This is a genomic window from Roseateles sp. GW823-FHT07B05 (assembly GCF_058794515.1).
Genome location: NZ_JBXAGX010000002.1, coordinates 695,385 through 715,836 on the forward strand (window position 1 = coordinate 695,385; position 20,452 = coordinate 715,836).

Annotated in this window: 13 protein-coding genes and 2 tRNA genes; 3 read left to right on the forward strand and 12 right to left on the reverse strand. The window is 68.2% G+C overall.

The genetic code is table 11. The annotated features are described in order from the left end of the window. The first annotated feature begins 222 nt into the window (after positions 1-222). Positions 223-3,996 carry a TonB-dependent receptor gene (locus AC1Q7O_RS07365; protein WP_492659770.1) on the forward strand — a complete coding sequence of 1,258 codons (3,774 nt, stop codon included), beginning with the start codon at positions 223-225 and terminating at the stop codon, positions 3,994-3,996. Positions 3,997-4,009: 13 nt separating this feature from the next. Further along, a complete protein-coding gene (locus AC1Q7O_RS07370) occupies positions 4,010-5,518 on the forward strand; it encodes a tetratricopeptide repeat protein (protein WP_492659769.1) in 1,509 nt (502 codons plus the stop codon). A gap of 33 nt (positions 5,519-5,551) precedes the next feature. Here the strand turns inward: AC1Q7O_RS07370 and greB are convergent, their stop codons facing one another. Next, the gene (gene greB / locus AC1Q7O_RS07375) at positions 5,552-6,124 is read right to left on the reverse strand and encodes a transcription elongation factor GreB (RefSeq protein WP_492659768.1); all 573 of its coding nucleotides are present in this window, start codon (positions 6,122-6,124) and stop codon (positions 5,552-5,554) included. Positions 6,125-6,138: 14 nt separating this feature from the next. On the opposite strand from greB, the gene AC1Q7O_RS07380 reads away from it, so the two are divergent. Next, positions 6,139-7,167 (forward strand): CaiB/BaiF CoA transferase family protein, encoded by a 1,029-nt coding sequence (locus tag AC1Q7O_RS07380; RefSeq protein ID WP_492659767.1) that lies wholly within the window; start codon positions 6,139-6,141, stop codon positions 7,165-7,167. A gap of 79 nt (positions 7,168-7,246) precedes the next feature. Here the strand turns inward: AC1Q7O_RS07380 and AC1Q7O_RS07385 are convergent. The 11 genes from AC1Q7O_RS07385 to AC1Q7O_RS07435 all read right to left on the reverse strand — a co-directional run bounded on the left by AC1Q7O_RS07385 (position 7,247) and on the right by AC1Q7O_RS07435 (position 20,420). Beyond that, positions 7,247-7,323 (reverse strand) — tRNA-Arg (locus AC1Q7O_RS07385). A gap of 75 nt (positions 7,324-7,398) precedes the next feature. After that, positions 7,399-7,475 (reverse strand) — tRNA-Arg (locus tag AC1Q7O_RS07390). A gap of 107 nt (positions 7,476-7,582) precedes the next feature. Beyond that, on the reverse strand, positions 7,583-8,830 hold the full coding sequence (locus tag AC1Q7O_RS07395; RefSeq protein ID WP_492659766.1) for a heme biosynthesis HemY N-terminal domain-containing protein: 1,248 nt from the start codon (positions 8,828-8,830) through the stop codon (positions 7,583-7,585). Between the two features lie 13 nt (positions 8,831-8,843). Next, entirely contained in the window at positions 8,844-9,914 is a 1,071-nt protein-coding gene (locus tag AC1Q7O_RS07400; RefSeq protein ID WP_492659765.1) for a uroporphyrinogen-III C-methyltransferase, read from the reverse strand. Positions 9,915-9,999: 85 nt separating this feature from the next. Next, on the reverse strand, positions 10,000-10,743 hold the full coding sequence (locus AC1Q7O_RS07405; RefSeq protein ID WP_492659764.1) for a uroporphyrinogen-III synthase: 744 nt from the start codon (positions 10,741-10,743) through the stop codon (positions 10,000-10,002). Next, the gene (gene hemC / locus AC1Q7O_RS07410) at positions 10,740-11,666 is read right to left on the reverse strand and encodes a hydroxymethylbilane synthase (protein WP_492659763.1); all 927 of its coding nucleotides are present in this window, start codon (positions 11,664-11,666) and stop codon (positions 10,740-10,742) included. The genes AC1Q7O_RS07405 and hemC overlap by 4 nt, the downstream gene beginning before the upstream one ends. A gap of 32 nt (positions 11,667-11,698) precedes the next feature. Continuing rightward, positions 11,699-13,930: a DUF6445 family protein gene (locus AC1Q7O_RS07415; RefSeq protein WP_492659762.1), complete on the reverse strand. Its 2,232-nt coding sequence runs from the start codon at positions 13,928-13,930 to the stop codon at positions 11,699-11,701. A gap of 6 nt (positions 13,931-13,936) precedes the next feature. Then, positions 13,937-14,926 carry a cupin-like domain-containing protein gene (locus tag AC1Q7O_RS07420; protein WP_492662680.1) on the reverse strand — a complete coding sequence of 330 codons (990 nt, stop codon included), beginning with the start codon at positions 14,924-14,926 and terminating at the stop codon, positions 13,937-13,939. 8 nt (positions 14,927-14,934) lie between these two features. Continuing rightward, the gene (locus tag AC1Q7O_RS07425) at positions 14,935-15,630 is read right to left on the reverse strand and encodes a SapC family protein (protein WP_492659760.1); all 696 of its coding nucleotides are present in this window, start codon (positions 15,628-15,630) and stop codon (positions 14,935-14,937) included. Positions 15,631-15,647: 17 nt separating this feature from the next. Then, the gene (locus tag AC1Q7O_RS07430) at positions 15,648-17,216 is read right to left on the reverse strand and encodes a tryptophan halogenase family protein (RefSeq protein WP_492659759.1); all 1,569 of its coding nucleotides are present in this window, start codon (positions 17,214-17,216) and stop codon (positions 15,648-15,650) included. 159 nt (positions 17,217-17,375) lie between these two features. Continuing rightward, positions 17,376-20,420, reverse strand: coding sequence for a TonB-dependent receptor (locus AC1Q7O_RS07435; protein ID WP_492659758.1), 3,045 nt, complete (start codon positions 20,418-20,420; stop codon positions 17,376-17,378). Positions 20,421-20,452: the final 32 nt, after the last annotated feature.

The following is a 20,452-nucleotide window of genomic DNA, read 5'->3' on the forward strand; positions in this document are numbered from 1 at the left end:
GTGAGTGTTTCTGTTCAAGTCCACGGGTTAACCATTGTTTCTGACCTCGGTATTCCTTGACGAGATAGCAATTTCTGGAAATCGTATTTCTCGCGATGTAACCCCATGTTTAAGGTCCGCTCCGACGCCAGAAACGGAGTGACCTGAACAGCTCTCCGTGACGGGCAAAACCCCTGAAAACAACGACGGCCGGACCGGGACCGGCCAACACGGAGAGAGACCATGACCAGCACCCCCCTGCTGCAGCGCAGCCACATCGGTACCGCTGTTTCCATCGCCCTCGCGCTGATGGCCCACGAGGCCGCCCTGGCCCAGACGCCCGCCGCTCCCGCGGCTGCCGCGTCGGCGCCGACCGCTGCCGCCAAGCCGGCCGAGGCACACAAGGCCAAGGCACCGATCAACGAGCTGGAGACCGTGCTGGTCGTCGGCACCCGCCAGTCGCAGCAGTCCAGCATCGCGCGGAAGAAGAACGCCGACACGCACCAGGATTCCATCGTCGCTGACGACGTGGGCTCCTTCCCGGACAACAACATCGGCGAGGCCATCTCGCGCATCGCCGGCGTGGCCCTGGATCGCGGTCTGTACGGCGAAGGCATGAATGTCACCATCCGTGGCAACGGCCCGGAAAACACGCGCGTTGAAATGGACGGCCTGGGCGTGAGCTCGGGCGCCGGGACCGACCTGCTGGGCGGTGGCGATGGCCGTGGCACGGAGTTCCGCGAGCTGCCGGCCGAGCTGATCAAGAGCGTGGACGTCGTCAAGGGTGCCACGGCAGCCATGACCACGGGCTCCCTGGGCGCCAGCGTCCTCATCGAGACCCGCAACGGCCTGGATTTCAAGAAACCCTTCTACCTGCTCAAGCTGGGCGCCAGCCAAAGCGATCTCGCCAAGAAGACCACGCCCAACGCCCACCTGACCGCCGCGAACAACTTCCTCGGTGGCACCCTGGGCGTGCTGGCCAACTTCAACTACACGCGCAATTTCCGGGAGAACCACTCCATCAACCAAGGCGGCAGCAACGCCGCGCAAGGCCTGGCCCGGTACGCGGACTTCGACAACTCGCCCGAGAAGACCTTCAGTTTCGTCAACAGCTCGCGCGCGCTGGATCCAGGCGCGGCCGACGTGCCGGTCGGTCAGTGGGCCACCTCCACCGGCGGCATGTTCATGTCGGCCACACCGCGCCAGATCCTCGACAAGTCGGGTGCGGCGCAAACCAAGGCTGATTGCTTCACTGCGTTCCCGACGCTCACCGCTGCCGACGTTGCCGGCATCACGAGCTCTACCAATCGCACCACTGCCCAGAGCTTCCGGCTCAACGAGCAACTGACCTGCCTGAACCAGTGGCACGACTACACGCCGGTCAACTCGAACGGGATCCGCTACAACCTGCGGCGCAATGACGACAAGCGCACCGGCGGCGACATCCGCCTGGACTGGAAGGTCAACGACAAGCTCTCCGTCTATGGCAAGTGGGCCCAGAGCTCCCGCCATGTCGAGGACCTGGTCGCCTTCCTGGCGCCAGGCGTGTCCCCGACGTTCAACGGGAATGTCACGGACAACCTGACCACCAACACCCGCACGCTGACGGCTGGCGCCTCGGGCTCCACGCTGCCCGGCACGTATACCTGGCGCGCCAACAACGCGCCGCTGATCCAGGGCACGACCACCAACATCCTGCCCGGCTACACGGTAGACAGCAGCCACCACGTGACGAGCTTCACGACGGATGGCAACTCCGTGGGCACCGACAGCATCGTCTCCAAGATCGACACCACGAGCAAAACCCTGCAGTTGGGTGGCGAGTACCGTGATGACCGGGTACGCGTGCGGTTCATGGCGGCGCGCAACGAAACCACGGGCAAGCGCATCGATATCCGTGCGGGGTTCGGTACCTATTACGGACTGGGCCGCGCCGAGCTGGGGGGCAATGGCCTGTGGAGCATCACGCGGCCTGACGGCGGCGCGCTGGACCAGTTCAGCAACATGGCTGGCTATGCGGCGGTGTTCCCCGTTGCACAGCAGAATGCTTTCGCTGGAAGCGCCCTCGATCCCGTGGCCACGCCGCAATACACGGCTGCCCAGCGCGCCCTCTATACCGGCGTCACGACGCTGAACGTCGCCCGCGCGTTCTTGAACAAGAATGCCGAGACCAACCTCAAGGTTGATCTGGACTACAACCTGACGGACAAGATTCCGTTCCTGACCAAACTGAGCTCCGGCTTTCAGCACATCCAGAACGATGCTGACCGCTACAGCGGCAATGGCCCGGAGATCAAGGCGCCCGTCGGCACCTTCGGGCAAGCCGGGTTTGTGCCCGGCGTGTATCTGCCAGCGGTCAATACGCGCTGGAACGTGGTGGGCTGCCAGGACACTGCCGGATCGCTGGCAGCGGGTGGCCAGGCCTGCGCCTATGGCGTCAAACAAGGCACGATGATCAATGCCTATCCCGGCAACGCGGTGGCAGGCACCACCACGTTGACGCCGGATCAGATCAAGCAGCTCGTGACGCAGACCCTGACCGTTCCGCCGTCTGGCCAGTACTACGGCGGCTCCAAGGATCGCCCGGCGGGACTGTTGAATGGTTTCAACACCATCGATGTCTACAAGTTGGTCGACCTCGCTGGCTTCAAGGTGCCGGACTGCTTCGAGGGCTGCATTGCCAGCGACGGCAAGTACTACGACGCGCCCAAGAGTGCCTTCATGGACAAGAAGGTGGCGGGCTACCTGATGACCAATTTCGAGGTTGACAGGTGGCCGTTCACCGACCAACGCCTGCCCTTCGGCCTGGAGCTTGCGGGTAACGTCGGCGCGCGCGTCCTGCGCACCACCATGGCCTCCACCGGCTTCCTGGTCTTCCGTTCCGTGCAGAAAACCAGCGCCTGGCAGCCAACCGATGGCGAAACGCGGAACGTGCAAGTCGCCCAGGTTTCGCAGAACATCGATTTCAAGGGCTCCCGGACTGACGTCAGCCCGAGCTTGAACCTGGCGCTGTGGCCGGTGCCCGACAAGCTGGTGACGCGTTTCTCCTGGTCCAAGAATATCGGCACCGTGCCCTTGAGCCGGCTCGCGCCGACCGGCGACGGCGTCATCACCTGCACCAACAGCGATTTCGTCGACGACCTGCCCCCAGAGAGCGACGGCTCGGCCGCCGACCAAAGCTGCAACAGAACCTTCGGCAACCCGGCCGTGAAGCCGCAGACCACGATCAACAAGAATCTGTCGCTGGAGTGGTATGTCAACCGCGACACGTCGCTGTCGGCTGGGGTCTTCCAGCAACGCGACGTGGTGGGGGCCCCCACCACGCGGCTCGCGCTCAGCAGCGTGCGCGTTTTCGCCAACAGCAATCTCGTGGATCCGCTGACGGGTGAGTCGATGGCCAACAAGGAGTTCAACATCGGCATGTGGACCAACAATCCCCTGACCGGCAAGCGGCGCGGCGTGGAGTTCAGCGGCAAGACGGCCTTCACCTTCCTGCCCTCCGTGCTGCGCTACACCGGCATGGATGCCAACTACAGCCAGCTGCGCAACGCAGGCGGCGTGCCGATGATCGACCAGATCAGCGGCGAGACCCTGCCGCTGCTCGGCCAGCCCAAGTACTCGTTCAACACATCGCTGTGGTACGACGATGGTGCGCTGCAGTTCAAGATCGCTCAGCAAGTCGTGGCGAAACGCCTGTGGAATTACTCGCCAGCGGGTAGCAGCAACTCGGTGGGTATCAACAATTTCCCGGGTGTGGGCATCCCGAACTGGCGCGCGCCCTACAACCCCGGTGCGCCGGTGTTCGCCAAGCGCACGGCGTTCATCGACGCCAAGGTGAGCTACCGCTTCAAGAACGGGCTGGAGCTGGCTGCTGAAGCGCGCAACCTCACCGGCGAGCGCAACCAGGACGACACGGGCGGCTACCAGAACTACGCAAACGGCATCCCGAGCATCTACAGCGACGGCTACTACGGCCGCATCTACCAAATCACCGCGAGCTATCGCAGCCCGCGCTGATCAGCCAGACGCCATGCCACAAGCCGTCCGACGCAACTTCAAGCTGAGCCGGACGGCTTTTTCCGTCCTGGCTCTGTGTTCAACGCTGCTGGCGACGCCTCTGCATGCGCAGCAGGCGGCCGCCAGTGCACCAGCCCCAAGCACCGATAAACAGTCGCTGGAGGCCGTCAAGGTCACTGGCAAGCGTGACCGCGCCGCCGATCCCAGCGCCGTCGTCGCGGCGAAGAGCAAGGTGTTGTCCCGCAACTACGCCTCGTCATGCGGGTTCATGAGCGGCTACGTGCCGGAAGAAGACGACGCCACGCTGGCTTACCTGCGTCACTTCGGTCACCTGGACGGGGATTTCGACGATGTGTCACCCGACGGCAGTGCCAAGACGGCAACTGCCTCCGAGTCGTCCGACGGCACCAACGCCATGCCGACATCGCCCTCGGCAGCCTGCGCCGGCTCGGATCGCCGCTTCGCCGCCGGCCGCAACTGGATTGCCCGCAAGGACAAATCCCTGACCCAGGCCTTCGAGGCCTATGAGGCCGGCAAATTCGCCGAGGCCCGCACCCGCTTCGAGGAAGGCTGGAAGAAGCTGGGCTACGAAGAAGCCGCCATGATGCTCGGCCGCCTGCACCTGCTGGGCCTGGGCACGCCGGCCAGCACGCCCAAGGCTGTCGAGTGGCTCAACGAGGTCATCAATGCACGCTACCACCCGGTCGATGACCGGCTGCGCTACGACCCCAAGAAGCCCGACCAGATCAACACCCGCATCGAGGCCACCTTGCTGCTGGCCCGCGTCTACCTGAGCGGCCAGGGCACCAAGCGCAACCCCCAGGAAGCGCTGCGCCTGTGGCGCAAGGCGCTGGAATTCGGCTTCGAGCCCGCCAACACGCTGATCGGCCAGGCCTATGTGAGCGGCGTCGGCACGGCTGCGGACGGCCCCAAGGCCATCGAGGCGCTCACCGCCGCCGCCGCCGCTGGCCACACCCCAGCCATGCTGCTGCTGGGCCAGCTCTATCACCACCAAGTCCCCAAGCAGCCAGCCGGCATTCCGCTGGACCTGGAGAAGGCCGGCGGCTACTACGGCGCCGCCGCGCGGGCGGGCAACATTGAGGCCACCTATGCGGCCGCCCGCATGCTGGACCTTGGCGAAGGCACCGCTAGGGCGCCCGAGCAGGCCCTGGCGCTCTACAAGGAAGCCGCCGTCAAGGGCCATGTCGAAGCGCAGAACGCGCTGGCCACCTTCTTCTACCAGGGCGAGGTGGTGCCGCAGAACTACGTCACCGCGCGCCAGCTCTTCCAGGCCGCGGCCCGGGGCAGGCAGCCGGACGCGATGTTCAACCTCGCCGTCATGCTGGCCCAGGGACAGGGCGGCGACAAGGACATGGCCGCCGCCTACGCCTGGTGCGCGCTGGCCAGGAGCCAGGGCCACGAGCAGGCAGCCGCCGCCCTGCCCGCCATCGCCGCCAAGCTCAGCCCCGACGAGAAGGCCCGCGCCAACGCGATGCTCAAGCCGGCGCCGAAGAAGTCCTGATCCATCCCCGGCCGCCGGCGCCGGGGGGCTTGATCACTCCCCGGCGGCAGGCGCCGGGTAAGTCACCTCGACGACCTCGATCTTCTCGACGCCCACCGGCGTCACGAGATTGAGCTCGTCGCCCACGCGCGCCTTCAGCAGCGTGCGCGCGATCGGCGAGATCCAACTGACCTCGCCGGCCAGGCTGTCGGACTCGTCGATGCCCTTGATCGTGATCGTCTTCTCGTCGCCACGGGCGGTGGCGTACGTCACCGTCGCGCCGAAGAACACCTGCTCGCTGCCATGATGGACGCTCGGGTCCACCACCTCGGCGATGTCCAGCCGCTTGGTCAGGAAGCGCAGCCGGCGGTCGATCTCGCGCAGCCGCTTCTTGCCGTAAAGGTAGTCGCCGTTCTCCGAGCGGTCGCCGTTCTTGGCCGCCCACGACACCGTCTCCACCATCTTGGGCCGCTCCACGTCGATGAGCTGCATGAACTCCGCACGCAGCCGCGCGTAGCCGCCGGGCGTCATGTAGTTGCGCGAGCCGGCCGGCAGCGCGGGCAGCGAGGGGCCGTCGCCATCATCGTCATCAGGCGCGTCGGATTCCTTGGTGAAGGCCTTGTTCATGACAACATTGTCCGATGCAAGCGCCCTCCTCCCGCGGCCCGCTGGCCGGCCTCCAGGTCATCGAGATGGCGGGCCTCGGCCCCTGCCCGCTGACCGGCATGCTGCTGGCCGACCACGGCGCCGACGTGCTGGTCATCGACCGCCCGGGGAAGCCGGCCATCGCCACCGGCACCGGGCTGGACCGCGGCAAGCGCCGCGTCATGCTGGACCTGAAGACGCCGGGCGGCATGGCCGAGGCACGCCGGCTCATCGAGGGCGCGGATGCCGTCATCGAGGGCTTCCGCCCCGGCGTCATGGAGCGGCTGGGGCTGGGGCCCGACATGTTTGCGGCTGGCCACCCAAGGCTCGTCTACGGCCGCGTCACCGGCTGGGGCCAGACCGGTCCGCTGGCGCAGGCGGCCGGGCACGACATCAACTACGTGGCGCTGACCGGCGTGCTGTCCGTCGCATCACGGGCCGGCACGGCGCCTAGCATCCCGGCCACGCTGATCGGCGACATGGGCGGCGGCGCCATGCTGCTGGCCTTCGGCCTGATGGCCGCACTGTGGGACGCGCAGCGCACCGGCCGCGGCGGCGTGGTGGACGCGGCCATGGTGGACGGCGTGGGGCTGATGTCCAGCCTGCTGCACTCACTGCGCGCCGCCGGCCAGTGGGCCGACGACCCGGCACGGAACTTCTTCCTGCACGGCTCGCCCTTCTACGACTGCTTTGAGTGCGCCGACGGCCGGCACGTGTCGCTGGGCGCGCTGGAGCCGCAGTTCTACGCAGCACTGCTGCAGCGCCTGGGCCTCACCGATGTCGACCCCGCGGCCCAGCACGACACCCGCCAATGGCCGGCGCTGCGCGAGCGTGTGGCGGCACGCATCCGCGAGAAGACGCGCGACGAATGGACCGCGCTGCTGGAGGGCAGTGACGTCTGCTTCGCGCCGGTGCTGACGCTGGCCGAGGCGCCGCTGCATCCGCACGCGCAGGCGCGTGGCAGCTTCGTGCAGGACGACGCCGGCCACTGGCAGCCAGCGGCCGCGCCCCGCTTCTCGCGCTAGGCCTCGCACGCGGGCAGTCCGCGCGCACAAAGAAAAACGCCCCGGAGCAAGCTCCGAGGCGTTTCAACATCTTCTATTTTGGTGCGGCTGGCAGGATTCGAACCCACGACCCCTTGGTTCGTAGCCAAGTACTCTATCCAACTGAGCTACAGCCGCTGAATCTGACGGTTTGTAAACGGGCCCGTCCGTGAGGAACCGATCCGTTCGATTTTTCTTGTTCTTTCTTGTTATTGGTGCGGCTGGCAGGATTCGAACCCACGACCCCTTGGTTCGTAGCCAAGTACTCTATCCAACTGAGCTACAGCCGCTCTGCAAGCCTCACAGTATAACCAGATTTTCATACCGTCAGCAAGAGTTCGCCGGTTTTCTGTCGCGACGGACTCGTGAGGCCGACGACGGCGGCAAGGCAGGCGCCTCAGGGCAGCCGCGCGGCCGCCTCGAAGCAGCGTGCGCGGCGGGCGTCGTCGCCCTCTTGCTCGGCCAGCGTCGCAAGCACCAACCAGCTGCGCCGACGCGCGGCGGCCGGCATGGCCACGTCTTCGGCGACGGTATCCAGCATCAGGCGGGCCTTGCCCCACAGCTGGCGCTCGGCCAGCGCGTGGCCCAGCGCGTAGGCCAGCGCGCGTTCGCGCGGGAAGCGCGACTGTGCGGACTCCAGGCGCTGCAGCCAGTCCGGCCCGCAGCCAGCCAGCACGGGCACCAGCGCCAGCGCGAGCTCGGCGCGGTCGTCGGCCTGCAGGTCACCGAGGTCATCGAAGAACGGGCGCAGCCAGCCGCGGCCGTCGTCCGGCGCGCCGAGATGGGCGGCGCACTGGGCGGCACGCGCGGCCACCAGCGGATCGCGGCGGTCGGCCGGGTCCAGCTGCTGCCAGGCGGTGCGCAGCTGGTCGACGTCGCGGGCGCCGTCCAGCGCCTCGAAGGCCAGCGAGCGCAGCAGCCCTTGAGCGGCCACCTTGGAGAAGGCCTGGTGCTTGGCCAGCAGGCGCGCGGTGCGCAGCGCGTCCAGCGGCTGGCGGGCTAGCCGCGACGCCTGCAGCCGCAGCCGCAGCGCCTGAGTGCGGCGCGCGACGCCAGGCGGCAGTTCGGCCAGCAAACCGAGCGCACGGGTGGCGTCACGGTCGTCCAGCGCCCATTCGGCGGCCAGCAGGCGCGCGCCGTCTTCCTGCGCGCGGGCGCCGCCGGTGCGGCGGGCCAGCTCGAGTGCGCGGTTCAGCTGCTCGTCGCGGTGGCGGCGGTCCTGCAGGCGATGCGCGCTGGCGGCGGCCAGCAGGTGGGCCAGCGCCATGAAGGCCTGGTCGGCGGCCAGCTCGGGTGTGGCGGACTGGATGTTGAGCGCCTTCTGCGACGCCTTCTGCGCGCGGCTGAAACGGGCGCCGAAGAACTCAACGAGCGCCTCGCGCAGCGCAAGCTGAGCGCTGCGTTCGCGTTGCGCCAGCCGCCACTCGCGGGCACGCTTGGGCAGCGTCGTCAGCGCCTCGATGGCCTGGATTGCCGTCACGAGCGCGAAGCAGCTGGCCACCAGCAGCAGCAGGAACAGGTTCAGCGAGATGTCCAGCCGCCAGCTCTTCCAGTAGAAGCTGGCAAGGCCATCGTTGGAGCCCAGCATCAGCGCCGCAACAACGGCGGCGACGAACAGAAGGACCAGCCAGATGACGAGGCGCATGGTGCCCTCCCCTTCAGCGGCCGGCCGCGGCGGCGGTCAGCGCGGCCAGCGTGTCGTCCGGGCGAGGCACGCTGACCTGACGGGCCTGGCCGGCCACCTGGCGCAGCAGCTCGGCGACGCTGGCGACCTTCCGCGAGCGCGTGTCGAAGTAGCGGCTGAGCATCTCCTGGCTATCGCGCAGGTCGGACTGCGTGGTGTCGAACTGGCGGCTCAGCAGCGCCAGGCGCGCGTTGAGCAGACGCAGCTTGAGGTTCTCGCGCAGGAAGAAGCTCTGGTCGGGCGAGATCAGCGCGGCCTCGGGATGCTCGATGCGGGTCACGCGCAACAGCGTCTTCGCCTCGCCCCAGGCGATGCCGGTCCAGCTGGACAGCTGCTGCGTGGCCTGCCACCACCACAGCGACATGCGCCCCTCGGCGGCCGCGGCGGCCTGCTCGCGCTGCAGTTGCAGCGCGCGCTCGCGCTCCTTGGCTGCGGCGTCGGCCCGGCGCTCCTCGCGCGGCGTGGTGGCCACGTCGCCGCCGGACACCAGCGGCAGCTCGTCGGCCATGCGCACGACCTCGTCGAGCTTGATGGTCAGCGTGGAGACGTCGACAGTGGCGACGGCCTTCACGCGGTCCAGGTCGCGGGCGACGGCGCGGCGCACGCCTTCCAGCCGCGGCTGCTTGTAGCGCAGCAGGCGCTCGTCGGCCTGCTTGAGCGTGGCCACCAGCGGCTCGGCGCTGCCGGTGATCTGCGTCTGCTGCAGCGCCACCCGGATGGCGGCCTCGATGTCGCCGACGACGTTCTCGTCGCGCGAGCGGGACATGGACTGGATCAGCTCCTCCAGCTGGCCGCGCTGCAGCGCCACCTCGGCCAGGCGCGCCTCCAGCAGCGAGACCTTGGCGGCCGTGTCGCGCACCAGGTCGGCGGACTGTTTGGCGGCGAGCCGTGCCTCGGTAGCCTCGGCGTGGCTGTTTTCCTGGCGGCGCACCAGCTCCTGCTCCAGCGACTGCTGGCGCGACAGGCTCTGCCAGGCCAGCACGACGCACAACAGCACGGCCGCACCTAGCAGCGCCAGCAGCCAGGGGAGCCAGGCTGGCAGCAAAGGGGTGGCGGGGGGCGGCGGGGCCGCGGGCTCGGCCGCGGGAACAACAGCGGAAATCGGCTCGGTCACAGTGCGACGGATTCTGTCAGAGGGCTTTCAGGGCCTGCGTCACCGCTTCGGGGTCGGGTCGCGCCAAAACCACAGGATGAAATCCGGCGGCGCGGGCAGCCTCGGCGATGCGCGGGTGGGTGGCGATGGCGCGCTGGCCGGCCAGTGGCAGGCCCTGCAGGTGGCCCACGGCCTCGGCGCTGCTGAACAGCCAGGCATGGGCGGTCGGCCGGGCCAGCACGTCGGCCAGCAGCGCCTGTTCGGCGGCGTCGAAGTGCGGGCCACTGCGGTGGTAGACGGTGACCGCCTCCACCTGCGCGCCGGCCTCGGCCAGGCGTTCGGCCAGCCATTCACGGCCGCCGTCGCCGCGCAACAGCAGCACGCGGGCACCGGTCCAGTCGCGCCGGGGGGCCAGCTGCTGCCACAGGTGCTCGGAGTCCAGGCTGGCGGCATCCGCCGCGGGCTGGACGATGAGGGCCGCCGGCACGCCATGCGCGGCCAGCGCCTGCGCGCTGCCGGGGCCCACGCAGGCGGCCAGCGTGTGCGCCGGCCACACAGCGGCGCTGGCGCGGGCGAAGAACTGTTCGACCGCGTTCGGGCTGACGAACACCGCCAGGTCCACGGCCGCCAGCGCGGCCCAGGCTGCCTGCACGGGGGCCGCGTCGCCGGCCGGCAGGATCTCGATCAGCGGCAGCGCCCCGGCGGGCACGCCCAGCGCCGCCAGCCGCGCCAGCCAGGCCTCGCACTGCGGGCGGGGCCGGGTGACGATGAGGGTGGTCATCCGGGCAGGTAGGCGCCGGCGCCGCGCTCGCGCAGCTGCGCGGCGGCCTGCTGGCCCAGCGCACGGGCGCCGGCGACGTCGGTCACGTCGCCAGCGGCCTCGGCGCGCAACAGCGGCGAGGTGTGCGCCTCGGCATGACCCAGCGCCGCGGCCAGGCGCAGCGTGCCGCCCTGCCAGCGCGCGTGGGCGGCCAGCGGCAGGCTGCAGCTGCCGCCCAGCGCGCGGGACACGGCACGCTCGGCCTCGCAGGCCAGCTGCGTGGGCTGGTGCGCCAGCCGGGCCAGCGCGTCGGCCAGCGCGGCGTCGTCGGCGCGGATCTCCAGGCCCAGCGCGCCCTGACCGGCGCAGGGCAGCATCTGGTCCACCTCGAACACCGCGCGCACGCGGTGGGCCAGGTCCAGCCGCTTGAGGCCGGCGGCGGCCAGCACGATGGCGTGGTAGCCGCCGTCGTCGAGCTTGCGCAGCCGGGTGTCGAGGTTGCCGCGCAGCGGCTCCACGCGCAGGTCGGGCCGCAGGCTGAGCAGCTGCGTCACACGGCGCAGGCTGGAACTGCCGACGACGGCGCCCTCGGGCAGCTCGGCCAGCGACGCGTAGTCGTTGGACACGAAGGCATCACGCGGGTCCTCGCGCTCCAGCACCGCCGCGAGCACGAAGCCCTCGGGCAGCTCCATCGGCACGTCCTTCAGCGAGTGCACGGCCAGCTGCGCGCGGCCCTCGGCCAGGGCCGTCTCCAGCTCCTTGACGAACAGGCCCTTGCCGCCGACCTTGGACAGCGTGCGGTCGAGGATCTGGTCGCCGCGGGTGGTCATGCCCAGCAGCGTGGTGGTGATGCCGAGCTCGCGGCCCAGGCGGGCCTGCACGTGCTCGGCCTGCCACAGCGCCAGGCGGCTCTCGCGCGTGGCGATGGTGATGGAGGTGGTCATGGCGACGATTATCGAGGCCATGGCGCGCGGCTTCAGCGCTTGCGGCTCTTGAAGAACGCGTTGAGCGTCAGCCGGCCGGGGTCGGCGAGGTAGCCGGCGCGGGCGGCGGCCCAGCGGATGTCGCCGGAATGGAAGATGCCGCCGTCGTAGAAGATGGCGCGGTTCCAGCGCGCCGGCACGCGGCCGATGACCTCGAAGTAGCGGTTGCTCTCGGTCATGTAGCCGGGCGCGAGGCCGTACTTGTCGCCGAAGGCGCTGACGTCCAGCACGTCGGCGTCGTGCCGCAGGCGCGCGGTGTCGGCCTCCGACATCAGCGAGCGGAAGAACACCGTGCCGCCCAGCTGCTCGTCCTTGAACAGGTAGTGCACCGCGGCGGCAACGGTCTCGTCGGCGGCCATGCCGGAGTCGTCGCGGTGGCAGATGCGCTGGCGGGCGTCGAGCGTGGCGGGGTCCTGCACGACGCGCGAGAACCGCGCCATCGCGCCCAGCGACGCGCCCAGCTGCAGCGCGCCACCCAGGCGCTGGCGGAAGAACGCGTCCAGCTCGGCGAGCATGCTGTCGGGCAGGCCCAGCTGCAGGCCCGGGTACGGATGGCCCGGCACGGCCTTGAAGCGCTGCCGGTCGGACTGCAGCAGCGCGACCAGCGCGTCGGGGTCCTGCGCGAAGTCGTCGACGATGAAAACGCGGGCACCGTCCGCCAGCGTCATCACCTCCACGCGTGCGTCGGGGTTGAGGTGCAGCTGCGGTACGCCGCCCTGCACGCTGGCATGGGGCGCGGGGCAGAACTGGTCGATGAACTGCTGGTGCCTGGGCAGCTTCATCAGCGTGCGGGTGACGTCCTTGCGGATGCTGCCGAGGAAGTCGCCCAGCGCGCGGTCGTCCATGTTGCGCGTGATCGGGTGATGGCTGGCGGGCAGGATGCCCTGCCCCATCATGACCTGCACCCAGGAGTTCTCGGCGAACAGCTCGCCCTGGCGCAGCATGATGCGCGCCGTGTCGCGGAAGTGCTGGATGCGGTGCGCGAGCAGCGGCGGCACGGCCATGTCACGGCAGCCGCGCCAGAAGGCCGAGTCGTCGCGGTGGGTGACGTGGTAGTGCAGGATGATGAAGTCGCGCACGACCTCGATGGCGTCGCGGGTCTGCAGGTTGTATTCGTCGATGTCGCTCTGGCGCACGCCGTCGGTGGGGAACAGCTCGACGAGCCGCGTCAGGCCCTTCTGGATCAGGTGGATGCTGGTGGACTCCAACGGCTCCAGGAAGCCGCTGGACAGGCCGATGGCGACGCAGTTTTTCTCCCAGACCCGCTCGCGCTGGCCCGGCGTGAAGCGGATGACGCGCGGCTCGCGCAGCACCTCACCCTCGATGTTGGCCAGCAGCGCGGCCTTGGCCTCGTCGTCACTGATGTGCTGGCTGCTGAAGACGACGCCGTTGCCGACGCGATGCTGCAGCGGGATGCGCCACTGCCAGCCCCAGGGGTGGGCGATGGAGCGCGTGTAGGGCACGGGCTCGCCGACGCGCGTGGTCTGCACGGCCAGCGCGCTGTCGCAGGGCAGCCAGTGCGACCAGCTCTCGTAGGGCACCCCCAGCGTCTCGCCCAGCAGCAGCGAGCGCATGCCGGTGCAGTCGATGAAGAAGTCGCCCTCCACCAGCGTGCCGTCGGCCAGCTGCAGGCCGGTGAGGAAGCCGCTGTCGGCATCCTGGTGGACCCGCGCGATCTTGCCTTCGAGGCGCTGCACGCCGAGGTTCTCGGCAAAGCGGCGCAGGTACTGGCCGTACAGCGTGGCGTCGAAGTGGTAGGCGTAGTTGATGCCGTTGTCGGGCAGCAGCGCGAAGCGGTTCTCCATCGCCGCGCGCAGCTCCAGGCAGTAGTCGGCGTAGCTGCTGGCCAGGCCGCGCCGGCGGCCTTCCAGCCAGAAGTGGTGGAAGCCCGCCGTCCAATGCCCCTGGCCGGTCTTGCCGAAGGAGTGGAAGTAGTCCTCGCCGACGTTGCGCCAGTTCTCGAAGCTGATGCCCAGCTTGAAGGTGGCTTGCGTGGCCTGGATGAATTCCCTTTCGTCCAGATCCAGGATCTCGTGCAGCAAGTGCAGCGTCGGGATGGTGGCCTCGCCCACACCCACGGTGCCGATCTCCTCAGACTCGACGAGGCGGATGTCGACCTGCTTGCCCAGGCATTTGGACAGGCCGGCGGCCACCATCCAGCCGGCGGTGCCGCCGCCGGCGATGACGACGCGGCGGATGGGTTGGGACGGGGTGTGCAGGGTCATGGCGGTTCAGCGGTTGAGCCGGTTCAGCAGCATGGCGCGCAGCTGGCGCGCGCTGGTGTCGTTCATCGGCGCGAGGACGCCGCGCGCGGCGGACGGGATGTGGGCCGCCGTCCGGTCGTCGGCGTCGAAGACGTAGTGGTCGAACAGCGCGCGCCAGGCGTCGCGCTGGGCCGGTGGCAGGTCGCGCAGCGTCAGCAGCGCCATCATCAGCGTGTTCAGCGGCGTGTCCATGAACGGCGGCGACTGCCGCCACCAGAAGTTGACGAGGCCGCTGACGGGCTCCAGCGACTCCACGCCATGCCACCACTGGCTGGGAATGAAAAGCGCGTCGCCGGGCAGCAGTTCAAAAACCTGCGCATGCGCCAGCGCCTGTGCGTACCGCGGGAAACGGTCGAGATCAGGCCGCGCGTGATCCACCAGGCTGATGGGCTGGCCGGCCGGTGTCAGGTCCAGCGGCCCCACGTAGAGGTTGGCGACCTGTTCGGGTGGGAACACCGTGAAGCGGCGCCGGCCGGCGACGACGCAGGCGATGTTGTCGGGCAGGTCGAAATGCGTGGCCACCTGCATGCGGTTGCCCAGCCAGAGGCTCACATGCGGGTTGAACGGGGCCAGCGCAGGCAGATCGTTGGGCTCGCGCAGGCCCGGGAAGCAGTAGTCGATGCCGGTGGAGCCGAGGTAGACGGCGTCGGGCGTGCCGGCCAGCAGTTCGTCCAGCAGCGCGCCGAAGGAGTGGGTCTCGCGGCGGAAGTTGAAGTCGGTGAAGTCGGCGTTGTAGAAGAAGCGCCCGGCGATCTCCGGCGCGCCGCGCCACAGGTTCAAACGCGCGTCGGCCCCGAAACCGCGCAGGTAGTCGCAGAACTCGGCGTCCGAGCGCAGCGCCGCCTGCACCAGCGGCCAGTGCCTCACCAGGCCGCGCAGCAGCACCGGCCGCGTGGACTGCAGCACGTCGGCGGGCAGGGCCCCGGGGGCCTCGGCACTCACTTCGGCGCGCGCCATCATGGGCCTCAGGCCTCGCGCGCCAGGTGGCGCTTGATCAGCACCGTGAAGTTGGACAGCGACGCGATCGCCATGTAGATGGGCTGCAGGTAGTCGGCCTGGTGCAGCAGGCCCACGGTGGCGGCGTCCAGCGCGGCGAGGCGCTCCTCATGGATGATGTGAAAGCCCACCAGCTGGCCGCGCGAGCCGTCCGGGCGCTCGACGTCGAGCACGAAGGGTTCGAGCAGCTCGTACCGCATCAGCGTCTGCACGAAATCGGTCGTCGCCTGCAGGCCCTCGTGCAGCGTGCGCAGCACGGCGTTGGCGTTCTCGGTGAAGTCGGTCGTGCCGCCGTGCGGCAGGAACACGGCCTCGCCCTCGGCGCCGTGGGAGATGCGCTTGCTGTCCATGTCGACCATCATGCGCAGCTCGTCGTCGGCGATGCCGATGGAGAACGGCAGGCGCTGCACCGACAGCGGCAGGCAGTCGCCGTCCCAGCCCTGACCATCCAGGAACAGGTTCTCTCCCTGTTGCAGGCCGAACAGCGCGGTCGGCACGAAGCCGCCCCGGTCGTCCGGCTGGAAGACGATGGGGTAATGCGCCTGGAGCTTGCGGAACTCGTCCACGGTGACGGGCGCCGACATGAAGTCGTCGCCCCACGGCGCGCCGCGCTGGGTGATGACGCGCAGGTCCTTGTGCTGGATGTTGTTGAGCAGTTGCAGCATGGGGTTTCGTCGGTGGGTCAGGCGGCCGGCGGCATGCCGTGCGCGCGGATGTGTTGGATGAGGTCGCGATGGCGGGGCAGACCACCCAGCAAGCGCCGGGTGATTGTCGTCACGTCCTTCATGCCCGAACGGGCGGCAGCCAGCCGGTCGGCCCGCAGCGGGCGCGCCGCGGGTTCGAACTGCATGCCGCAGAGGATGTACTGGTAGCTCGCGGCGGGGAAGACCTCGTCGACGCGATGGAAATCGTTGCGCGACGGTGCGCGATGGCGCCACAGCTGCAACAGCTCGCGCAGCGCGTCCGGCTGCGTGGCCGGTGCTCGGTGCTCGCGCCAGTAGTCGGCGCCATCGGCATCCTCGCGGCGGCTCAGCGTGTAGTGCAGCTTCAGGAAATCGATGATGCGGGACCAGCGGTAGGCAAAGGCTTCGTTGAAGCGCCTGGCCACCAGCGCCATGTCGGCGCGGTCGGCCGGCATCTCGTCGCGGATGAAGGCGGCCGACAGCTCGACCAGCGCCAGCGCCGACGCCTCCAGCGGCTCGATGAAGCCGGCCGCCAGCCCGACGGCGACGCAGTTGCGGTGCCAGAACTGCTCGCGATGGCCGGGGTCGAAGCGCAGCCGGCGCGGCGTCGCGTCGGCCAGCGACAGCCCGTTGCGCCGCAGATGGCCCAGCAGCGCGCGCTCGGCGGCATCGTCGTCCACGTGGCTGCTGGAATAGACCAGGCCGATGCCACGCCGCGTGGGCAGGCCGATGTCCCAGGTCCAGCCTTCGGCATGCGCGGTGGAGATGGTGGCCGACGCGAGCGGCGCCTGCGCGTCGGCATGCGGCACCTGCACGGCCAGCGCGCTGTCGTTGAAGAGCACGCCCTTCTCGGAGCGGAGCTTGATGCCGTAGTGCCCACCCAGCAGCAAGCTGGCCAGGCCCGAGCAGTCGATGAAGAGGTCGCCGTCGACGTCGCCATGCTGGCGCGTCGTGAGCGCGGCGATGTCGCCGTTCTCGTGCGAACGCACCGCGGTGAAGTGGTCGACGATGTGGCGCACGCCGAGCCTGGCCGTCGCATGCCGCTGCAGCAGCTGGCCCAGTTTGACGGCGTCGAAGTGATAGCCGTAGTTCAGGACGCCGCCGAAGTCGGGCGTCGTCGTCTGCTTGGGCGCCAGATGCGCGTCGCAAACCGAAGGCTGCGCGCCCACGCTGGCAGCGAAAGGCTGCGCGCGGTCGCCCTGCTGCCAGGCGCCAGCCAGGTCGACATCGCCCCAGCCGTGAGGCAGCGTGAACGGGTGGTCGTAGCGGTCGCCTTCACCGCCGTGCACCCAGCCTTCGAAGCGGGAGCCCTGCTTGAAGGCGGCATCGCACTCGCGGATCAGGTCAACCTCACTGAGGCCGATACGGTGCAACGTGGCGCGCATCGTGGGCCAGGTGCCCTCGCCCACGCCGATGGACGGCACGTCGGGCGACTCGATCAGCGTGATCTGCAGCGCATCGGGGCCGTCGCCGCCGAGCTCCGCGGCCAACGTCGCCGCCGTCAGCCAACCGGCCGACCCGCCACCCAGCACCACAATGCGTCGAACCGCTGTCAACTCGGCGTTCATCTCGAAATGAGGGTCAGCGCGGCCGCCTTGCGGGCTGCGCAGACCGGGGAATTCTGCAAAGAGATTTGGCCGAGGCAGGCGTTGCGCGCCCGCCCCGGCCAATGTCTGCCGCCGGCAGACCACCCCGAGGGGTGGTCACCGTGCGGCGGAACCTATCGCTCAGAAGCGATAGCGGGCACCGATCAGGTAGCGACGGCCGGTCTGCTGTGCCGAGACCAGCATTTCCTTCGTGCGGCTGTGCTGGCGGATGTAGCCATCGTTCAGGTTCAGCAGGTCAGCCTGGAGGGTCAGGTTCTTGCCGATCTTGTAGCCGACGGACAGGTCCACCTGACCATAGGCTTCGGTGTAGATCGGATCGTTGGCGTTGTCGTACGTGCGCGCTGCCAGGAATTGGCCGCGCCAGTTGTAGGCACCGCGAACCGACCACGAGTCGTTCTCGAAGAAGCCGACCAGGTTGGCGGAATTGCTGAGTCCGAGCAACGGGGCCTGGGTGCCCGTGCTGGTGTTGTTGAACTTCAGGCCGCTCTTGACATAGGTGTAGTTGCCCGAGATGCCGAAGCCGCTGCTGCCGAACATGTGCTGGAAGTTCAGCTCCAGGCCCTTGACGTTGTCACCGTCACCGTTGGCGTAGCTGTTGATCTGGAACACCATCGGCTGCGCACCGGCAACCGCCCCGGTGATGTCGCCAATGATGAAGGCCGGATTGCTGCCATCGGTGATCTTCACGCCCGCCTGGCCCGCGTAGTTGTTGAAGATGTAGTTGCGGATGTCGATCGACGACGTATTGCCCGCCGCGCGAGCCGCGTTGTAGTACGTGCCGCTGGCCGGTTGATTCAGACCGGTGATCGTCGTGGTGACGGTCGTCGCGCCGATGAAGTCAGAGATCTTCTTGTAGAAGGCACCTGCCGCCACATAGCTCGACTTCGCGTAGTAGTACTCGGCGGACAGGTCGAGGTTCTTGGACTTCAGGGGCTTCAGCGTCGGATCGCCGGTCGAGCCGTTGCCGCCGGTCGAGCGGTTGGCCACCTGGTTCAACGTCACGCCACCCAGCATCTGATCCCAGCCGGGACGGCCGATGTTGATGCCGAAGCTGGCGCGCACCTTGACGTTGTCGGCCAGGTCCGCATCCCAGTCGATGCTCGGCAGCCAGTAGGAGTACTTGCCGGACTTGGTGCCGAAGCTGCTGGTGCCGCCGGTCAGGATCACCTCGTTCTCGGCATTCCAGTTGGTGCCGGAGTAGGCGGTGACCTTGGAGGAGGACTCGACCTTGGTGGTTTCGTAACGCAGACCCATCGACAGGTTCATCGGGATCTTGGTGTCGAAGGAATGGTCCCACTGGCCATACACCGACGTCGTCTTTTCCGTGGTGCGCCAGTCGTTGGCACCGGCGGACGAGTAGTCGGGCAGCGCGCGGAAGTAGGCCTCGGCCTGCGCCTTCGTGAACGGCACGTTGCCGGTGCTCTGCGTGCCGGTGATCTGCGAGTTGGCGACCGACTGCTTCAGCACGGCGTCGAAGTCGGGCGTGAAGAAGTAGGGGAACAGCCGCGGGTCGTCGTGGCCAGGAATCCGGCTGAAGTAGCCGCCCAGGTTGGAGATGGCCACCGGCACGTTCTTGAACGAGCCCTGTGCGCCGACACCGCTCCAGTCGCCGTGGAAGTTGTTCACGTTGGCCGCGCGGTTCTTGAGCTTGGAGAAGCCCAGACCTGCAAGCAGCTTGTCATCCGTACCCAGCTTGTAGGTGCCGCGCGCCTGGAACTGGTCGACCTGCTGGTCGCTCAGGTTGCTGTTGAACTGCGAACCCGTCACCGTGGTCTTGTTCGCGTCATAGACCAGACCCGGCGAGGTCATGATCGGCAGATCCTTGTCGTAGTACGCGGTGATGTTGCCCTGATTGAACAAGGCAAGGTCCAGGATCGCGTACGTGCCGTACGGGCTGTCGGGCGACGTCTTGGCCTTGGAATGGTGCGCATCCAGGTCCACGCTCAGCGCGTCGCTGATCTTCCAGTCCACGTTGAAGCCGGTCGAATTCAGCTTGCTCTTCTGCGCAAACTGGCCGATGTTCATGCCGTAGTCGTGGGTGCCAGGCCAAATCACCGTCTGCACGATGGGCGTCTGGACCGGGCCCGTCGTGAACTTGGTGGGCGGGCTGGTCTTCAGGTCGCCGGAGAACTCGTTGTTGAACCAGGCCGAGTTCTCGGCGTTCTTGGCCTTGACCGTGTTGACGGCCATGGTGTGATCGACGGTGAACTTCACTTCCTTGGTGGGAGCGAACTGCAGCGTGACCTGGCCATTCAGCCGCTCACGGTCGAGCGCCGTCAACGAGTAACGCATGTCGTTGGTCGTCGCATACAGACCGGTCGGCTTGACCGGGATGTTGCTGGCCGGCGCAACGTTCATGACGTTGGGGTTGTTCGTGTGCCAACCGTTCTGCGTGTAGGCGTTGTTAGAACCCGAAGCGCGCTTGGAGTAGCTGCCGCTGATGGCGATGCCCAGCGTGCGGTCGCGGAACGTGTCGCTGTAGATGCCGGAGATTTCCGGCGTCACCTTGTCGCCCTTGAACGAGTCGGGCAGGCGGTTGTTGGAGTCGTCGTAGTTGGCCTTGATGCCGATGCTGGCGAGGCGCTCACGCACATCCAGCGGACGAGCCGTCTTGACGTTGATGGTGGCACCGATGCCACCCGTCGGCGATTCGGCACGTGCGGTCTTGTAGACCTCCAGCGCCGAGATCGAGTCGGAAGACAGGTTGGCGAAGTCGAAGGCGCGCGAGCCGCTGGCGCCTTGATTCAACGGGTTGATGACGGCCGTCGGCATCTGGCGGCCGTTCAGCAGCACCATGTTGAAGTCGGGGCCGACACCACGCACCGTCACCTTGGAGCCTTCGCCGCTGGCGTTGCGGTCGATGGACACGCCGGCGATGCGCTGCATCGACTCGGCCAGGTTGGTGTCGGGGAACTTGCCGATGTCTTCGGCCACGATGCCGTCGACCAGGCCGCGCGATTCGCGCTTGAGGGTGACAGCGCTGTCAAGGGACTTGCGAATGCCCGTGACGACGACGGTCTCCAGCGACTGGTTCGGCGCTGCGGCCTGCTGGGCCTGGACGGCGCCTGCACCCGTCAGCAGTGCCAGCGTCGAGGCCAGCGCCACAGGGTTCAGACGCACTTGCGCGGACTGACGCCGGGTCTTGGAAATCTGGGGGTGTTTCATTTGTCTCCTTGCTTGCTTTGGACCAAGCACCC